This window comes from Thermobispora bispora DSM 43833 (assembly GCF_000092645.1).
Lineage (GTDB): Bacteria > Actinomycetota > Actinomycetes > Streptosporangiales > Streptosporangiaceae > Thermobispora > Thermobispora bispora.
Genome location: NC_014165.1, coordinates 4,047,883 through 4,062,621, shown reverse-complemented (window position 1 = coordinate 4,062,621; position 14,739 = coordinate 4,047,883). Strand labels below are relative to the sequence as shown.

The window sequence follows — 14,739 nt, the reverse complement described above, 5'->3', positions numbered from 1 at the left end:
GGGAGTGGGTCACCCGCGCAAGGCGCTTGACCCGGTGATCCATGCGCCGGTGCGGTTCTCGATCGTCGCGGCGCTGGCGGCCGTGGACGAGGCCGACTTCAAGACCCTCGCCGAGACGATCGAGCTGAGTGACTCCGCTCTCTCCAAGCAGCTCACCACCCTGAAAGACGCGGGCTACGTGGCGCTGCGCAAGACGTTCGTCGGGCGGTTCCCGCGCACGTACGTCGCGCTCACCCCCGCCGGGCGGAAGGCCTGGGAGCATCATCTGCAGGCGCTGCGGGAGATCGCCGGCGGGTTGTGAGCACCTGCCGCCACTCCCGCCGGGCGTGGCGATCCGCCTCGCCCACCCGCTCACTCGCCGCCGGGGAGCTCATGGGGCCATGCCCGCCGTCCGTGACCCTCGAACACCTCGAAAGCGGGTCTGGCGAGGGCCACCTTCCGGCGTCCGCCGAGCCGTACGGCATGGCGGCGGTCCGAAGCGGCATGGGGGTAGGCCGCAGCGAAGGGCCGCGTCCCGGTGCCCGGCTGCGGCGCTCCCCATCCAGTGAAGGCGTCCAGGCGCGATCCGCGACCTGGACGCCATCGCACACCACAAGGAGGGACGGCCGGGTACCAGGCTTCGAACGCGGGAACACTCGCAACGCGAGTCCGAATGGCGCCGCGTCAGCCGTCCTCGCCGTCATTCGCCGATCGGGCGGCGCACTCACGCAGCACCTCGGCGACGGCCTCGGGCAACGGGCGTGATCTCGCCGCCTCGGCGTCGACGTTCACGTAGACGAGCTCCATCAACGCGATCGTGTCGGCGTCCCGGGTCACGGTCATGTCGAGCTGGAAACTGGAGCGGCCCACCCGGGAGCACCGCACGTCCACGTCCAGCACGTCATCGAACCGGGCCGGCTTCACATAGGTGACGTGCGCGCTGACCACCGCCGGGTCGGCCCCGCACGCGATGAGCTCGCGGTACGGCCACCCCAGGGACCGGAAGAACTCGGTCATGGCCACGTCGGCGAGCTCGAGATAGCGACTGTTGAACAGGAATCCTTGCGCGTCGGCTTCGTGGTAGCGGACGCGGTGCCGGTAGACCGCCATGACCTTAGCTTTACCCGGGGGTGGCGGCGCGGCCGAGCGGCGCCCCCGCGGGGCGCGGTCGCCCGCCGGCCGGGCCATCCCACGCCCGTCACCGGCCAGGAGATCGTGCGGATGTCCGGCCCCCGGCGGAGGCACCGGTACGGCACGGCTGACACGCACGGCGACGATGCCGGATCACGGCCACCCGGCCGGATAACAGAGCGAGCGCTCTGTTATGGTGCCGCCGTGGCGCGCCCGAGGACGTACGACCCTGAAGTGATCTTGGATGTCGCGGAGCGGCTGGTGGCCGCCTCCGGCCCACAAGGGGTCACCATCCGCCGCCTGGCGGCCGCGGCCGGGGTGTCGAACGGGGCCATCTACCACACGTTCGGCTCCCTGCCCGCGCTCCTGGGACGGCTGTGGCTGCGGGCCGCCGACGACTTCCTGAAGACGCAGCAGACCGCGATCGAGCAGGCGCTGGAGGCCGCGGAGTCCCCGGCCACGGCGGCCGCCGACGCGGTGGTGGCCGCGGCCGACGCGCCCGCGGCCTTCGCGCTCCGGCGCCCCGCCGCGGCCCGGATGCTGATGACCGTGCGCCGCGAGCAGCTCCTCGGGCCCGACCTGCCCGATCAACTCGCCGACGAGCTGCTCGGGCTCGACAAACGGCTGCTGAGCGTACTGCTGCGCCTGGCCGACGGAATGTGGGGACGCACCGACGCGGCGGCCGTCGGCGTCATCACCCTGTGCGTGGTCGACCTGCCCACCGCCGCCTTCCGGCGCGCCATCACCGCCCCGGTCGCCGGTGATCCGGCGACCACGGCTCCCCCGATCGACACCGACACCCGGCGGCGGCTGGAGGCCGCCGTCCGGGCCGTGCTGAGCATCCCGCCGCCCGGCCGTCCCGGGCGGCGGCGTCCCACCGTGAACAAGGACTGATCATGCCTGAACTGCGCAACGACGGCCCCGTGTTCATCTTGGACCTGGGCCAGGGCGAGAACCGCTTCTCCCCGGATTGGATCACCGAGGTCAACGCCCACCTGGACACCGTGGCCGGCCGCCCGGGCCCCGCCGCGCTGATCACCACCGGGACCGGCAAGTTCTTCTCCAACGGCCTGGACCTGGACTGGCTCGGCGCGCACCCCCAGGAAGTGCAGCCGTTCATCGGGCGCGTGCAGGAACTCCTCGCCCGGGTGCTGTCCCTGCCAATCCCCACCGTCGCCGCGGTCAACGGCCACGCCTTCGGCGCCGGGGCCATGCTCGCCCTGGCCCACGACTACCGGATCATGCGCGCCGACCGGGGCTACTTCTGCCTGCCTGAGGTCGATCTCGGCATGCCTTTCACCCCCGGCATGGCCGCCCTCATCCAGGCCAAGCTCACCCCCGCCGCCGCCATCGCCTCCATGACCACCGGCCGCCGGTTCGGCGGCCCCGAGGCCCGTGATCTCGGCCTGGTCGACGACATCGCCGACCTCGACCGGCTCATCGCCTCCGCCGACGCCCTGGTGCGGCCCTTGGCCGGTAAGGACCGCAAGACCCTCGGGAGGATCAAGGCCACCATGTTCGCCTCGCCCCTGGCCGCGCTGCGCGAGGGCCGGCTCACCGCGCCGGCGAACTGACCCTCCATCCCGCCTGGCACGGGTACGGTCGGCCGGCGGGCCGGCCGACCGTACCCGTGCGGCCGCGCCATCCCTCACAGGCACCCGCCCACCGTTCCTCATAGGACCCGCCCGCCGTTCTCCGCAGTCCTGGCCGTGCCGTACGGCCGCGGCGCCCGGCGGCACGGCGCGCGGCGGACCCCGGAGCGGCCGCCGAGGCGGAGGAACGACGTCCGCGGGCGGACGCGCCGGATGGACCCGAACGCCGGGAAAACGACAAGGCCCTGAGTCTTGGACTCAGGGCCTTCCTGGTGTCCGAGGGGGGACTTGAACCCCCAAGCCCCTTTCGGGGCACTAGCACCTCAAGCTAGCGCGTCTGCCTATTCCGCCACCCGGACGTGATGCCTTGCGCGGGACTTCGTTCTGCGCCGGCTGCTCCAGATTAGCACTGTCGCGCACCTGCGTCATACCGGAGAACGAGCCGTCGGCTCGTTTTGTGCCCGGAACGAAACCCCGGCCATATCGAATGATAGAGCCGCCGCGGGGGTGCCCGTACCGCGGTGGGCACCGGGCGGACGTGCCGGTACGAAACGGGCAAGCTTGTGGGGAGACGAGCGAGCGGACCGGTGACCGTCAACCGGTTATCACCGAAGGAGGCGCCATGACCCCGATCAACGGGGAGGAGGAGGTCGTCGAGCTATGCCGGGACCTGATCCGCATCGACACGACCAACGCGGGTGACAACGCGGGACCGGGGGAGCGGGAGGCCGCCGAGTACGTCGCCGCCAAGCTCTCCGAGGTCGGCCTCGAGCCGGTGATCCTGGAGTCCGACACCCGGCGGGCCAGCGTGATCGCCCGCATCGAGGGAACCGACCCCGACCGGGACGCGCTGCTGCTCCACGGCCACCTGGACGTGGTGCCGTTCGACGCCGCGGACTGGCGGTACCACCCGCTGAGCGGTGAGATCGCCGAGGGGTGCGTGTGGGGCCGTGGCGCGGTCGACATGAAGGACATGGACGCGATGATCCTCGCCGTGGTGCGGCAGCGCCTCAGCGAGGGGCGCAGGCCGCCGCGGGACGTGGTGCTCGCGTTCACCGCGGACGAGGAGGCCGGCGGCCGGTACGGTGCGCAGTGGCTGGTCGACAAGCACCCTGAGCTGTTCGAGGGCTGCACCGAGGCGATCGGCGAGGTCGGCGGCTTCAGCGTGACCATCGACGGCAGGGAGCGCCTCTACCTGATCGAGGCGGCCGAGAAGGGCATCGCCTGGATGCGGCTGTCCGCCACGGGCCGCGCCGGGCACGGGTCGATGCTCAACGACGAGAACGCGGTGACGGAGATCGCCGAGGCCGTGGCCCGCCTGGGCCGCTACGAGTGGCCGGTACGGCTGACGCCGACGGTGCGGGCCTTCTTCGCCGAGGTGTTCGGCCGCGAGGTGACCGCCGAGGAGGCGGAGTCGCTGGTGGCCTCACTCGGCCCGCTGGCCCGGATGGTCGGGGCGACCCTGCGCAACACGGTCAACCCGACCATGCTGCAGGCCGGTTACAAGGCGAACGTGATCCCGCAGACCGCGACCGCCCACGTGGACGGGCGGTTCCTCCCCGGCCACGAGGAGGAGTTCTTCGCCACGGTCGACGAGCTGCTCGGGCCCAACGTGACCCGGGAGTTCGTCTACCACGACATCGCGGTGGAGTCGCCGTTCGAGGGCCCGCTGGTGCAGGCGATCTCGGATGCGCTGCGCGCCGAGGATCCCACGGCGCGGGCCGTGCCGTACACGCTGAGCGGGGGCACCGACCTGAAGGCGTTCAGTCGGCTCGGCATCCGGGGGTTCGGCTTCACGCCGCTCCGGCTTCCCCCGGAGCTCGACTTCGCCGGGATGTTCCACGGAGTCGATGAGCGGGTTCCGGTGGATTCGCTCCGGTTTGGGGTGCGAGTGCTTGACCGTTTCCTCGATTACTCGTGAGAAACCCGTTGCGTTCACGTTAGGTGCCGCTACAGTAACTCTCGGTTGAGGATCGGTTCCGTGCCGAGCGGATCCAGCGGACTCAGGAGGTCGCGTGTCGCACTCGCCGAGGGAGCAGCGGGAGGCGCAGTCCTCCGCGGCTGTGCGGTGCGCTTCCGCGGCCGCGTCCGTACTCCGCTCGGCGGGCCGTTTGGCACGGTCCATGGCCGGCTCTCCGCTGGGCCGCCGCCTGATGGCCGGCGCGGTGCTCGCCGCCGGGTGGCTGCTCGGTGTGGTCCTGTGTCTCTTCGGCACCGCAACGCCCGCCGAAGCGACGGCCGTGCACTCCTCACCGGGTGTCGCCGGGTCGGTGTCCTCCGGTCACTCCTCTGCAACGCGTTCCGCCGGCTCGCCGTTCAGTGACGTCGGCGGAACCGTTACGGAGGACTCCGACGGTTTCCCCACGGCGACCAAGGCCTCGGCGGACGCCGAGGCGATGGCCGGGCGAACCATTGACGGCCTCACCAGCCAGTCGAGGCCCCTCTTCCCGCCTACCCCTGGGGACCAGGCCGCTTCCGGGGCGGTCCCGCAGGGGAACGGCGGTCCGATCATGTTCTGGGACGGTGGCGGCTTGCTGGTCGAGCCGCACTTCATCAAGCTGCCCGCCCCATGGGCGGCCATCCGTCCCCCGAAGGTCCGCACAGCGGCGGACGATCCCTCCTTCTCTCCTGACTAATCCCGCCTACTGCCCCGGTACCGCATCCCGCGGTGACCGGTGACGGAGCCTGCCCTGACCACGCTCTCCCACAGGCAGGCCGGCGGGTGACGCGGAATCTCCATCACTCTTCGTGACGGTCCATGACCCCACTGTGCCCAGGCATGGACATGCGTCGCGAGCTGTCAGGTAACCCCCTTTCACACATAGGAGCATTCATCATGCGAACGTGGGCGAAGGGCTCGGCTTCCGCGGCCTTCCTCGCCGCCGGTGTCATGGCCCTTGGCAGCGGTACGGCTTACGCCGACACCATCGGTGACGGCTCGATCGGTGGCGGCAACCAGATCAACCTCCCCATCAACCTCCCGATCGACATCAGCGGCAACGCGGTGAGCGTCGGCGGCCACGCGGAGGCCTTCTCCCACGGCGGCGCGTCCGCCACCGTCGGCAGCGGCGGGAGCTCGGGCAACCGGACCTCCGGGAGCAAGAGCATCCTGGGCGGCAACCAGGTGAACGCGCCGATCACCGCCCCGATCAACGTCTGCGGCAACGCGATCTCGCTCTTCGGCGAGGCGGACGCCCGGTGCAAGGGCGGGGCCCAGGCCGGCACGTCCGGGCAGGGTGTCTCGGCCGGTGGCAACCGCACCTCCGGGAGCAAGAGCATCCTGGGCGGCAACCAGGTGATCGCCCCGATCAGCGCGGCGGTCAACGCCTGCGGCACCGCGATCGCGATCCTCGGCCGGGCGGAGGCCGACTGCAAGGGCGGGGCGTCGGCCGGTGCGGGCGGCCGGGGTGTCTCGGCCGGTGGCAACCGCACCTCCGGGAGCAAGAGCATCCTGGGCGGCAACCAGGTGGTCGCCCCGATCACCGCGCCGATCAACGTCTGCGGCACGTCGATCGCGGTGCTCGGCAACGCCTTCGCCGGGTGCAAGGGCGGGGCGTCGGCCGGTGCGGGCGGCCGGGGTGTCTCGGCCGGTGGCAACCGCACCTCCGGGAGCAAGAGCATCCTGGGCGGCAACCAGGTGGTCGCTCCGATCACCGCGCCGATCAACGTCTGCGGCACGTCGATCGCGGTGCTCGGCAACGCCTTCTCCGGCTGCAAGGGCGGCGCCGAGGTCGGCAAGGGCAAGGGCCGGACGATCGACCACGGCTACCGCGAGGGCGGCGGGCGGCTCCCCAGCAGCGACCGCAAGGGGTGGCGCAAGGGCAAGACCGCCACGTGGAAGTGGCACAAGGGCTACGTCCCGGCCTCCAAGGGGCATGACACCGACCGGCGGTACGCGCCGGGCAGCGGCAGCCAGGTGATCATCACCACGGTCAAGCACAAGCCGGGCGTCTCGGCCGGTGGCAACCGCACCTCGGGCGCCCGGAGCATCCTGGGTGGCAACCAGGTGGTCGCCCCGATCACCGCGCCGATCAACGTCTGCGGCAACGCCATCGGCGTCCTCGGCGACGTCTTCGCCGGCTGCCGTGGCGGTGCGGTGGTGAAGGGCGGCGTCTCGGCCGGTGGCAACCGCACCTCGGGCGCCCGGAGCATCCTGGGTGGCAACCAGGTGGTCGCCCCGATCACCGCGCCGATCAACGTCTGCGGCAACGCCATCGGCGTCCTCGGCGATGCCAAGGCGGGCTGCCGGGGTGGCGCCGCGGTCGCCGGCGGGGTCTCCGCCGGTGGCAACCGGACCTCCGGGTACGGGAGCATCCTCGGCGGGAACCAGGTGGTCGCCCCGATCACCGCGCCGATCAACGTCTGCGGTAACTCCGTGGCGGTCCTCGGCGACGCGGCCGCCGGGTGCTTCGGCACCGCGCGGGTCGGCGGCCGGGCCCAGAGCGTCCACCACCTCGCCGCCGTCAAGCGCGAGGGCGCGCTCTCCGAGGTGCCGGCCCTCCCCGTGCTCTCCGACCTGAAGGAGGCGAGCGGCCTGCGCAAGCGGATGAGCGCGTCCGCCCTGCCGTCCGCCCCGGTCATCGGGGACCTGCCCAACCTGAAGGGCCTGCCCTCGCTGCCGAACGTGCCCGTCCTCAGCGACAGCGCGCGCAAGCCGGAGTCCGGTGCCGCCGCCACCCTGGAGCAGGCGACCGGCAACCTGCCGGTGGGCGGCGTGCTCCGCAACGTGACCGACACCGCCAAGAGCGTCCTTCCGCTGGACGGTCTGCTCCGATGAGCACCGGGAGCCGGTCGGCCGGATAGGGCCCGAGGCTTCCAGGCCAGGGGTCCGCGCCGGCGGCGGGCTCGCCCACGGCGACCCCGCCGCCGGCCGCCACCGGCTCCACCGCGATCGGTCCCGGCCGGGTGACGCCGGCTAGACCCGTCCGGGATCGGTGGCAAGCGTGACGACAGACCTCGCCCGCGCCGGAGCAGCGACGGCACCGCCCACGCGGTGCCCGGCGCGGGCGACCTAGACGCTCACCCCCGCGGAGGGGTGAGCGACCCAGCTTTGCCCGTTCCGGGGGCGCGGCCCGGGACGGGCAAAGCGCTTTTGACCATTGATGCGGGGCCGTACCGGCTCACATCGTGCGCACGACCCGTATGATCTTGCGACGCAACCGGACGCGCCTGCTCCCGTCGGGATACAGCCGCAATCGCTCGAGCTCCCAGTCCCCGTACTCGGCGTGCTCGGTCAGCACCCGTCGCGCCGCCTCCCTGGAGGTGCCACGGGGCAGATACAGATCCAAGTAGGAGTACTCAAGCACTGGGTCTCGTCTCCGAGGCGTGCCAGGGCACCTGTTGAGCCTTATTCTGCGTCCACGTGGAGATCAGGTCCAGGTGCGTTACCTTCCCGGATATTTCCGGGTAGCCCAAGGGGGTAAGGGGCCCGTGACGGCAGGTACCTTCAAGTTCGGCCCTTCGGTTGTGTCGGATATAACGGACCACGCCGTTTGGGAGGATGCGAAGCGGGCGCCAAGCCGAGCGGTCAGGGCAGCACTGATCCGGGGTTCGCGACCCCGGGAGGACGGGGAACGAGAGCGGACAGCGAGGTAGGAAGCAGCGTGCCAGCCAGCAACGGCAAGGCCGGCGGTACCCGTCTGGTGATCGTCGAGTCGCCGGCGAAGGCGAAGACGATCGCCGGGTACCTTGGGCGCGGCTACATCGTGGAGTCGAGCATCGGTCACATCCGTGACCTGCCGGAGAGGGCCGAGGACATCCCGGAGAAGTACCGCGGAGAGCCTTGGGCCCGCCTCGGGGTGAACGTCGACCACGACTTCGAGCCGCTCTACGTCGTGAACCCTGACAAGAAGGCGCAGGTCACCAAGCTCAAGCAGCTCCTCAAGGAGGCCGACGAGCTCTACCTGGCCACCGACGAGGACCGGGAGGGCGAGGCCATCGCGTGGCACCTGCGCGAGGTGCTCAAGCCCAAGATCCCGGTGCGCCGGATGGTCTTCCACGAGATCACGCCCACCGCCATCCGGGAGGCGGTGGCGAACCCGCGCGATCTCAACCTGCGCCTCGTGGACGCCCAGGAGACCCGGCGGATCCTCGACCGGCTCTACGGCTACGAGGTGAGCCCGGTCCTGTGGAAGAAGGTCAAGCCGCGGCTCTCCGCCGGCCGGGTCCAGTCCGTCGCGACCCGCCTGGTCGTCGAGCGGGAGCGCGAGCGGATGGCGTTCACCCCCGCCGAGTACTGGGACCTGCAGGCCGTCTTCGACACCGGCCGGGCGGCCGACGAGCCCCGCACGTTCAGCGCCGCGCTCACCACGGTGGACGGCCGGCGGATCGCCCAGGGGCGCGACTTCACCTCGTCCGGCACCCTGAAGAGCACCGACGTCCTCCACCTCGATGAGGCCGCGGCCGCCGCCCTGGTGCGCCGGCTCGACGGCGCCACCTACCGGGTGAAGTCGGTCGAGCGCCGGCCGTACACGCGCAAGCCGTACGCGCCGTTCCGCACCACCACGCTGCAGCAGGAGGCGAGCCGCAAGCTCGGCTTCTCCGCCAAGTACACGATGCAGGTGGCGCAGCGGCTCTACGAGAACGGCTTCATCACCTACATGCGCACCGACAGCGTCACGCTGTCCGAGACGGCGATCGCCGCCGCCCGCCGCCAGGCGCTCAAGCTCTACGGCCCGGCGTACGTCTCCGAGGAGCCGCGCGTCTACACGAGCAAGGTCAAGAACGCGCAGGAGGCGCACGAGGCGATCCGCCCGGCCGGGGAGGAGTTCCGCACCCCGGGCGAGACCGGCCTGACCGGGGACGAGTTCCGGCTCTACGAGCTGATCTGGCAGCGCACCGTGGCGTCCCAGATGAAGGACGCCGTGGGCGAGTCGGTCACGGTGCGGGTCGAGGGGACCTCGGCCGGCGCCGACCCGGTCACCGTGGAGTTCACCGCGACCGGCCGAACGATCACCTTCCACGGCTTCCTCAAGGCGTACGTGGAGGACGCGGACGACCCGGGCACCGACCGCGACGACCAGGAGAAGCGCCTGCCGGTGCTCAACGAGGGCGACCGGCTCACCGCGCAGGAGCTCAACGCGCTCGGCCACTCCACCAAGCCGCCCGCGCGGTACACCGAGGCGTCCCTGGTCAAGGAGCTGGAAGAGCGGGAGATCGGCCGGCCGTCGACCTACGCGACGATCATCGGAACGATCCTGGAGCGGGGGTACGTGTTCAAGAAGGGCAACGCCCTGGTGCCCTCGTTCCTCGCCTTCGCCGTGGTCAACCTGCTGGAGCAGCACTTCGGCAACCTCGTCGACTACGAGTTCACCGCCCGGATGGAGGAGTGCCTCGACGCGATCGCGCGGGGTGAGACCGAGCGGGTCCCGTGGCTGAGGCGGTTCTACTTCGGCGAGGACCAAGACCAAGGCCTGAAGGGCATGGTGAACGACCTTGGCGACATCGACGCCAAGGAGATCTGCTCGTTCCCGATCAAGGGCAGCGACATCGTGGTCCGGGTCGGCCGGTACGGCCCGTACCTGGAGCGCGGCGACGTCCGGGTGAACATCCCCGAGGACCTCGCCCCGGACGAGCTCACCGCGGAGAAGGCCGAGGAGCTCTTCTCCCGGCCGAGCGGGGAGCGGGAGCTCGGCATCGACCCGGAGACCGGCCGGATGATCGTGGTGAAGGAGGGCCGGTTCGGCCCGTACGTCACCGAGATCATCCCCGAGGAGGAGACCGCCGCCGAGGGCAAGAAGCGGGGCAAGAAGGCCGACCAGCCCAAGCCGCGGACGAGCTCGCTGTTCAAGTCGATGTCGTTCGAGACGGTCACCCTCGAGGACGCGCTGAAGCTGCTCAACCTCCCGCGGGTGCTCGGCGAGATCGACGGCGAGGTGGTGACCGCGCAGAACGGCCGGTTCGGCCCTTACCTGAAGAAGGGCGCCGAGTCCCGCTCGCTCGCCTCGGAGGAGGAGCTGTTCACGGTCACGCTCGAGCAGGCCAGGGAGCTGTTCGCCCAGCCCAAGACCCGCGGGCGGGGCCGCGCCGCCAGCGCGCCGCTGCGGGAGCTCGGCGTCGACCCGAACACGAACCGGCCGATCGTGGTGAAGGACGGACGGTTCGGGCCGTACGTCACCGACGGCGAGACGAACGCGTCCCTGCGCAAGGGCGATACGGTGGAGGAGATCACGCTCGAGCGCGCGGTGGAGCTCCTCGCGGATCGGCGTGAACGGGCGGCCGCCCAGAAGAGCGGCGCGGCCGGCGGGACGAAGGCGACCAAGAAGAAGGCCGCCACCTGACCCCGAGCCGTCCGCCAGAGCCGTCGTGACGATCCGCTCGGCGGCGGCGCCGAAGGTCCGACGTCCCCCTTGCCGAGAGGAGTCCGTACGGCGGTGTTCCTGATCCTGGTGCTGGTCGTCCTGCTCGCCGTTCCGGGGTACCTCTGGTGGCGGCTGATCAAACCGGCCACCCATCCGGGTTCGCGGGCGCGCCGCCTGCTCACCTGGGCGTTGATCGGGCTCACCGCCCTGCTGCCGGCCACCATGATCGGCGGGCGGGTCCTCGGCATCGAGGCCGAGCGCGTCCTCGCCTGGCCGGGCTACCTCTGGCTGGCGGTCATGTTCTACCTGTTCGTCTTCTCGCTCGCCCTGGAGGTCCCGCGGGCGGTGGCCGCGGTGCTCATCCGGCGCTCCCGCGCGAAGGCCGTACCCGGCCGGGCCGCGCCCGAGGCGGGCGCGGCCGCCAGGCCGGCCGAGGGCGAGCGGGAGTCCGCGGCCGCCGCCGGGAATCCCGCCGGTCCGGCCACGGCCACCGGGACCGCGGTCCGCGACCCGGCGCCGCCGGCCCCCGAGGCCGGTGGGATCGACCGCAGGATGTTCCTCTCCCGCACGGCCTCCGCGCTCGTCGGCATGGGCGCGCTGGCGACCGTGGGGTACGGCATGCGCACCGCCCTCGGCGACCCGGTGATCGAGCGCGTGCCGATCCGGCTCGACCGGCTCGATCCGCGGCTCGCCGGTTTACGGATCGCCACGGTGAGCGACATCCACCTCGGCCCCCTCACCGGGATCGGCCACACCCGGCGCATCGTCCGCATGATCAATGAGCTCGAGGCGGACGTGGTCGCGATCGTCGGGGACCTCGTCGACGGCACGGTTCAGGAGCTCGGCCACCTGGCCGCCCCGCTCCGCCACCTGGAGTCCCGGTACGGGGCGTACTTCGTCACCGGCAACCACGAGTACTACTCCGGCGAGGGCCCGCAGGAGTGGATCGAGGAGCTGAGGTCGCTCGGGGTGCGGCCGCTGCGCAACGAGCGGGTGGAGATCAGCCACGCGGGGGCCGCGCTCGACCTCGCCGGGGTCAACGACGTGACCGGTGGGTCCTCCGGGGACGGCCCCGACCTTGCGCGGGCGCTCGGCGGCCGGGACCCGTCCCGCCCGGTCGTGCTCCTCGCCCACCAGCCGATCCTGGTCCACCAGGCCGCGGCGCACGGGGTGGACCTCCAGCTCTCCGGCCACACCCACGGCGGGCAGCTCGCCCCGTTCAACCTGCTCGTGCCGTTGCAGCAGCCGGTGGTGGCCGGCCTGGCCTCCTTCCCCCGGGCCGGGGCCGGCCGGACTCAGGTGTACGTCACCCGAGGGGCGGGGGCGTGGGGCCCGCCGGTCCGGGTCGGCGCGCCGCCGGAGATCACCCTGATCGAGCTGCGGGCCGGGTGATTCTGCGCGCAGGGTGATCCTGATCGGGACGCGCGTGGGGTGATCCTGTTCGAGACGTGCGTGGCATGCGCTCGATCGAGACGCGGCGGGGGCGATCCGGCCGGGCCGCCGCGGCCGGGCCGCCCGTGAGCCGCCCCATGGGTCCGGTATTGGGGTGATCCGGTCCCGGATGGGCCTCGGCCCGTAATACGCTTCGGCCACGAGCGGGCGGGTCCGGCTCGCTCGAGATTCCGTAGCCAAGCGAGCACCTGGATACGCTGACACCATGAGCACCCCTGGCCGGGCCGCCGCGCGGCGGAAGACCTCCCACGTGCTGGCCCATACGCCGTTCCGCAGGTTGTGGACGGCGATGGCGGTTTGCAGCCTCGGAGACTGGCTCAACATCATCGCGCTGACCGCCCTGGCGGGCAGCCTCACCGCGGGCGCGGGCTTCCAGACGCAGAGCCTCGCCATCGGCGGCGTCTTCGTCGCGAAGATGCTCCCCGCGATCCTGCTCGGCCCGCTCGCCGGAGCGATCGCCGATCGGTTCGACCGCCGGCCGACGATGGTCATGGCCGACCTCGTCCGGTTCGCCGTGGTGCTGTCGATCCCGCTGGTGGGGAACTACCAGTGGCTGATCATCGCGACGCTGCTGATCGAGTGCGCCAACCTGTTCTGGGTGCCGGCCAAGGACGCCACGGTGCCCAACATGGTGCCCAAGGAGCGGCTCGAGGAGGCGAACCAGCTCAACCTCCTCGTCACGTACGGCACGGCGCCCGTGGCGGCCGCGCTGTTCGCCGTGGTCTCCGGCGTGGTGGAGACGATCTCCGCCGCCCTCTCCGGTAGCCCGGTGGGCGCCTCGCAGGTCGCGCTCTTCGTCAACTCCCTGGCGTACCTGGTGTCGGCGGGGCTGATCGCCACGCTGCGGGAGTTCCCGAAGAACCACACCCGGCACGTGTCCACGCCGTCGGTGTTCCGGCAGATCGTGGAGGGGTGGCGCTTCGTCGGGGTCAACCCGGTGGTGCGCGGCCTGGTCGTCGGCATGGTCGGCGCGTTCGCCGCCGGCGGCGCGGTGGTCGGCATCGCCCGCGCCTATGTGGGCGCCCTGGGCGGGGGCGACGCGGGGTACGGTGCCGTGTTCTGCGCCGTCTTCCTGGGCATGGCGTTCGGTATGTTCTTCGGCCTCCGCCTGCTCGGCGCGCTCTCCCGGCGCCGCCTCTTCGGGATCTCCCTCGTCCTCGCGGGGATCACGCTCGCCGCGGTCGCGATCATCCACAACCTGGTGATCGTGGTGGTGCTCACCGTGCTGCTCGGCGCGTGCGCGGGCGTCGCCTGGATCATCGGGTACACGGTGATCGGCCTGGAGGTGGAGGACGGGCTGCGCGGCCGTACCTTCTCCTTCCTGCAGTCGCTCGCCCGGGTGGTGCTGCTGCTCGTGGTGGCGGCCGCGTCCGCGGTGGCCGCGTTCGTGGGCAGCCACACGCTCACCCTCGCCGGGCTGAGCTACCGCTTCGACGGGTCGAACGCGGTCCTGCTCCTCGCCGCGCTGCTCGCGGTGGCCGTCGGCGTCGTGGCCCTGCGGCAGATGGACGACCGGCGCGGCATCCCCATCATCGCCGACCTGCTCGCCGCGCTCCGCGGGAAGAAGTACGTCCCCGAGCAGGAGGAGGAGCAGCGGCGCGGCCTGTTCATCGCGTTCGAGGGCGGTGAGGGCTCCGGAAAGACCACGCAGGCGCGGATGCTCGCCATCTGGCTGCGCGATCAGGGGTACGACGTCGTGCAGACCCGCGAGCCCGGGGGCACCAAGCTCGGCATGCGGCTGCGGGCGATCCTGCTCGACTCCGCCCACCAGGGGATCTCCGGCCGGTCCGAGGCGCTGCTGTACGCGGCCGACCGGGCCGAGCACGTGGAGAAGGTCATCCGGCCGGCGCTCCGCCGGGGCTCGGCCGTGATCTCCGACCGGTACGTGGACTCCTCCCTCGCCTACCAGGGCGCCGGGCGGATGCTCGACCGGGACGAGGTGGCCCGGATCAACGAGTGGGCGACCGGCGGGCTCGTCCCGGACCTCACCGTGGTGCTCGACGTGCCGCCGGCGGTGGGGCTCCGGCGCATGGGCTCCCCGGCCGACCGGCTCGAGGCCGAGCCGCTCGAGTTCCACGAGCGGGTCCGCCGCGAGCTGCGGGCGCTCGCCGCCGCCGAGCCCGAGCGGTACCTCGTCGTCGACGGGACGCTGCCGCAGGAAGAGGTGACCCGGATCATCCAGGACCGGGTCCGGGAGATCCTGCCCGACCCGGTGCCGCAGGAGGCCGAGGCGGCGACCGGCACGCTGCCCGCCATCCGCGACTGATCCCCGTACGGCGCCGGCC

11 protein-coding genes and 1 tRNA gene are annotated in these 14,739 nt (G+C 71.9%); 9 read left to right on the top strand and 3 right to left on the bottom strand.

What is annotated here, in order from left to right; translation table 11 throughout:
* Nucleotides 1–4: 4 nt before the first annotated feature.
* Complete coding sequence (locus TBIS_RS17330) at nucleotides 5–301, top strand: winged helix-turn-helix domain-containing protein (RefSeq protein WP_013133698.1); 297 nt, start codon at nucleotides 5–7, stop codon at nucleotides 299–301.
* 362 nt (nucleotides 302–663) lie between these two features.
* Here the strand turns inward: TBIS_RS17330 and TBIS_RS17325 are convergent, their stop codons facing one another.
* A complete protein-coding gene (locus tag TBIS_RS17325) occupies nucleotides 664–1,089 on the bottom strand; it encodes an acyl-CoA thioesterase (RefSeq protein ID WP_013133697.1) in 426 nt (141 codons plus the stop codon).
* 225 nt (nucleotides 1,090–1,314) lie between these two features.
* On the opposite strand from TBIS_RS17325, the gene TBIS_RS17320 reads away from it, so the two are divergent.
* Both TBIS_RS17320 and TBIS_RS17315 read left to right on the top strand, forming a co-directional pair.
* Nucleotides 1,315–2,004, top strand: a complete 690-nt coding sequence (locus tag TBIS_RS17320) for a TetR/AcrR family transcriptional regulator (protein ID WP_013133696.1) — start codon at nucleotides 1,315–1,317, stop codon at nucleotides 2,002–2,004.
* A 2-nt stretch (nucleotides 2,005–2,006) separates the two neighbouring features.
* Nucleotides 2,007–2,684 (top strand): enoyl-CoA hydratase/isomerase family protein, encoded by a 678-nt coding sequence (locus TBIS_RS17315; protein ID WP_013133695.1) that lies wholly within the window; start codon nucleotides 2,007–2,009, stop codon nucleotides 2,682–2,684.
* 288 nt (nucleotides 2,685–2,972) lie between these two features.
* On the opposite strand, the gene TBIS_RS17310 is transcribed toward TBIS_RS17315, so the two are convergent.
* Nucleotides 2,973–3,061, bottom strand: a tRNA-Leu gene (locus tag TBIS_RS17310).
* Nucleotides 3,062–3,324: 263 nt separating this feature from the next.
* Here TBIS_RS17310 and TBIS_RS17305 point away from each other — a divergent pair.
* From TBIS_RS17305 to TBIS_RS17295, 3 genes are all read left to right on the top strand, one after another.
* Nucleotides 3,325–4,623: a M20/M25/M40 family metallo-hydrolase gene (locus TBIS_RS17305; protein WP_013133694.1), complete on the top strand. Its 1,299-nt coding sequence runs from the start codon at nucleotides 3,325–3,327 to the stop codon at nucleotides 4,621–4,623.
* 202 nt (nucleotides 4,624–4,825) lie between these two features.
* Nucleotides 4,826–5,338 (top strand): hypothetical protein, encoded by a 513-nt coding sequence (locus TBIS_RS17300; protein ID WP_148231561.1) that lies wholly within the window; start codon nucleotides 4,826–4,828, stop codon nucleotides 5,336–5,338.
* Nucleotides 5,339–5,538: 200 nt separating this feature from the next.
* A complete protein-coding gene (locus TBIS_RS17295) occupies nucleotides 5,539–7,479 on the top strand; it encodes a chaplin family protein (protein ID WP_013133692.1) in 1,941 nt (646 codons plus the stop codon).
* A gap of 343 nt (nucleotides 7,480–7,822) precedes the next feature.
* Here the strand turns inward: TBIS_RS17295 and TBIS_RS17290 are convergent, their stop codons facing one another.
* On the bottom strand, nucleotides 7,823–8,008 hold the full coding sequence (locus TBIS_RS17290) for a DUF5703 family protein (protein ID WP_013133691.1): 186 nt from the start codon (nucleotides 8,006–8,008) through the stop codon (nucleotides 7,823–7,825).
* A 297-nt stretch (nucleotides 8,009–8,305) separates the two neighbouring features.
* Between TBIS_RS17290 and topA the strand changes: the two genes are divergently transcribed.
* The 3 genes from topA to tmk all read left to right on the top strand — a co-directional run bounded on the left by topA (nucleotide 8,306) and on the right by tmk (nucleotide 14,720).
* Nucleotides 8,306–10,981, top strand: a complete 2,676-nt coding sequence (topA, locus tag TBIS_RS17285; RefSeq protein ID WP_013133690.1) for a type I DNA topoisomerase — start codon at nucleotides 8,306–8,308, stop codon at nucleotides 10,979–10,981.
* A 93-nt stretch (nucleotides 10,982–11,074) separates the two neighbouring features.
* Entirely contained in the window at nucleotides 11,075–12,394 is a 1,320-nt protein-coding gene (locus TBIS_RS17280; protein ID WP_013133689.1) for a metallophosphoesterase, read from the top strand.
* Nucleotides 12,395–12,659: 265 nt separating this feature from the next.
* Nucleotides 12,660–14,720 (top strand): dTMP kinase, encoded by a 2,061-nt coding sequence (tmk, locus tag TBIS_RS17275; RefSeq protein WP_013133688.1) that lies wholly within the window; start codon nucleotides 12,660–12,662, stop codon nucleotides 14,718–14,720.
* The last annotated feature ends 19 nt before the right edge of the window (nucleotides 14,721–14,739 follow it).